Raw genomic sequence first — 2,822 nt, forward strand, 5'->3', positions numbered from 1 at the left:
TTATACCTTATGTATATTTGCTAGATTCTAGCAAAAGCGGACGTAAGAGAGTGGATACTATGAAAAAGGAATTTAACCTTTTTAATATGATTTCACTTAGTAGCAGGGTAGCAAGTGATAACGATTTAGCTTTTTTAGAATCTAGATTTAAGCGTTTGCAATGCAAGGGTATTAAAATAGTAGCTTTTGTAAATATCAAAGATTGCTACTATAAAGTTTTATTGAAACCTACGCTGTCAAATGAATTAATATTTTTCTACACATATTCTTATTATAAATCACAAAGTGATAAAATATCGTAAGCAAGGGCGTTTGAAGCGTTTGTTATTTTGTTTAATTTAGTGGTAGGAAATTATGATTTTTTACCATTTAAGCTTATGAAACAATGTATATAACGATATTTCAAAGATTTAAATTTGTATTTTGATTTTTTCTTACTAACAATTTTACTAACAATTTAAGCTAAATTTAGCTATTTTTAAGGTTTCATTTTTGGAATGGTAGCAAGGAAAAATCTTAACATTATGTTAAGGTTTTATGATTGCAAATGTAGGATTTTGGAATGCTAGAATCTAAGATTAATGTTTGCTAGATTCTAATTTTTGTGTTAAAGATTTTTTGTGTAAAAAAAATTTTTAAGGGCGTGGTCGGTTTTGCGTGTAAATTGTAGCTTTTTTTAAAAATGCTTAATTTGTGAAAAATGCTATATATCGATATTTGTTAGATTTTGGAATAAATCAACATTTAATCAACGTGTCGGTTATATTGTCGGTTAAAAGCTAGATTCTAAGATTTATGTATTTTTTTAGTGTAGTGATTGCAAGGGGGGGGGACGTGCTTAAAAAAAGTAGTGAATAAATCTTTTTTTTATAAGAATTGCAAAAGGTAGTATATAGTAAAATTTCAATGTAGCAAGGAAGCTAGATTTTAAGATTTATTTGTTTGCTCCTAGAATTTAGCTACAAGTGCCCTTGCTACAATACTACAATTCATTTATTTTTATATCCTTAAGTATAGAATCTAAGTTTTTGTCCTTAACTTAGATTTTATTTAGATTCTAAGTTTGTGATAGTTTCTTAGAATCTAACTAAAATCTTTAAAAGGTAGGTAGGATTATGGTTAGTGATAAGCAAAAAGAAAATAGTTTAAATGCTATCAAAGACTTAAGGTTAATGTTGGATAGTTTAGAATCTGGTATTAATGAATATGCAAAGGATTCTAAGAATACAAAGGCTAGAGATAATCTTGTCAATATAGTTAGAAATGAATTTCAAAGAAAATCATTTAATCTATATGATAATGTGCGAACGATTGATTAAAAAGGTGGTGTAAAATGGATATTAATGCAAAGATTAAGGATTTAGCAAAGATTGCTAATGTTGAAAATGAATCTGCGTTTTTAGATTCTGTAAGTGATATTCTTAAGGATTTAACAAATAAAGTAAATTCTATTGAAAACTTGCAAATGGAAGCAGAATCTAAAATGCAAGATTCTATTAAAAAGCAAGTTTCAAAGGCTTTAAATAGTGAAATTGATAAAATGAATGAAAGACGTGCGGCGGCTGCTTTAGAAATGTTTGGATATAGAATCTTAGAAAAATATAAGCAAGATTCTAATAAGATTATGGACTCTGCTGATGAATTGTATAAATTTGCAAATGATAATACTATCGATTTAAGCAAGGATGAGAGAGAAGCCTTAAATGATTTATATTTGCAAAAAGTGGGTAGTGAGCTGGAATCTAAAAGTGTGGGTAATGAATTTTACTATAAAGGTAAATTTTGGAATGCAAAGGATTATTTTAGAATGAAAGAAAATGAGCGTTTGCAAAAGATTAAGGAATTTGAAAAGCAAAGGTTAAAGGATATTGAAAAATTCACTGAAAATTATGAGCGTTTGCAAAAGGAAAAGGAATACGAAGAGTTTAAAAAAAGGTTTTCATAAAAGGGTAGTGTAATGGAAAATATAGCAAAGAATGGAAATGCTGGGAATGTAGCAAGTGATTTAGAATCTGCGTTAAAAAAGGCTTTTATCACAAAATATAAGATTAATGAAAATCTTTATAATGCTATTATTGATTATTTAAGTGGTTTAGATTCTAGCAAGAATCTAATCATAAAGTATAAAGTAGATAGAAATAAATTTTATAACACAATGAAAAAAATCAAAGTTGATTACAATGTGAATGATATTGAAATGCTACACAATTTCAATAAGAATCTGCGTGATAATGTGATAAATGCAAAGAATCAAGCTAATGTGTATAAATGCAATGTAGCTAATAATTTAATGCAAATTGTAGGTTTTAATGTGATAAATGATTATAAAAGGATTCTAAATGAAAACTAAGAATGTAAAGTATAAATTTGATTATGCTGTGATTATTCCAAAGTATCAAAGTGGTTTATATAGCATTAAGGAATTAGCAAGTATGTATAAAATGGACGTGCGGACGCTACAAAGATATATCAAAAAGCATAATATCGAAATTGATATAGATTCAAAGGCTTTTATTGCTACTTTTGAAAAAATGTTAAGGTCGCTATTTATGGTTGAAAATAAGCTTATTCAAAAGGAATTAATAAGCTACTATTCTACAAAGTATCCATTGCTACTTGATAGAGTATTCTTACATAGTGAAATAATGCTACTGAATTTAAAAGAAATTGCTAAGAATATAAAGACTAGCAATGATTTAAAGTTAGTTACAAAGACTTTAAAAGATTTAAGCAAAGTATTAGATTTAGCACGTCCGCCCTGCGTAAATCAAAATATCAATATTAGCAAGGGTAGCAAGGGTAAGATTTTGCTAGATTCTAGC

General features: G+C 27.5%; 5 protein-coding genes. All 5 read left to right on the forward strand.

Annotated elements, in window-relative coordinates:
• Positions 1-302: hypothetical protein (locus LS64_RS12660; protein ID WP_161976983.1), on the forward strand; the 302-nt coding region annotated here is incomplete at its 5' end.
• 813 nt (positions 303-1,115) lie between these two features.
• Positions 1,116-1,319 (forward strand): hypothetical protein, encoded by a 204-nt coding sequence (locus LS64_RS11995; protein ID WP_118949218.1) that lies wholly within the window; start codon positions 1,116-1,118, stop codon positions 1,317-1,319.
• Between the two features lie 14 nt (positions 1,320-1,333).
• Positions 1,334-1,945 (forward strand): hypothetical protein, encoded by a 612-nt coding sequence (locus tag LS64_RS12000; protein ID WP_118949219.1) that lies wholly within the window; start codon positions 1,334-1,336, stop codon positions 1,943-1,945.
• Positions 1,946-1,957: 12 nt separating this feature from the next.
• Positions 1,958-2,350, forward strand: coding sequence for a hypothetical protein (locus LS64_RS12005; protein ID WP_034570267.1), 393 nt, complete (start codon positions 1,958-1,960; stop codon positions 2,348-2,350).
• The coding region (locus LS64_RS12010; RefSeq protein ID WP_138127381.1) for a hypothetical protein at positions 2,340-2,822 on the forward strand (483 nt) is incomplete at its 3' end. The genes LS64_RS12005 and LS64_RS12010, both read left to right, overlap by 11 nt.

The sequence above is a fragment of the Helicobacter saguini genome (assembly GCF_000762875.2).
Classification (GTDB): domain Bacteria; phylum Campylobacterota; class Campylobacteria; order Campylobacterales; family Helicobacteraceae; genus Helicobacter_A; species Helicobacter_A saguini.

What these genes read in the sequence shown, in the direction of transcription:
- LS64_RS11995 (WP_118949218.1), top strand. Translation starts at nt 1,116, where the DNA reads ATGGTTAGTGATAAGCAAAAAGAAAATAGTTTAAATGCTATCAAAGAC.
- LS64_RS12000 (WP_118949219.1), top strand. Translation starts at nt 1,334, where the DNA reads ATGGATATTAATGCAAAGATTAAGGATTTAGCAAAGATTGCTAATGTT.
- LS64_RS12005 (WP_034570267.1), top strand. Translation starts at nt 1,958, where the DNA reads ATGGAAAATATAGCAAAGAATGGAAATGCTGGGAATGTAGCAAGTGAT.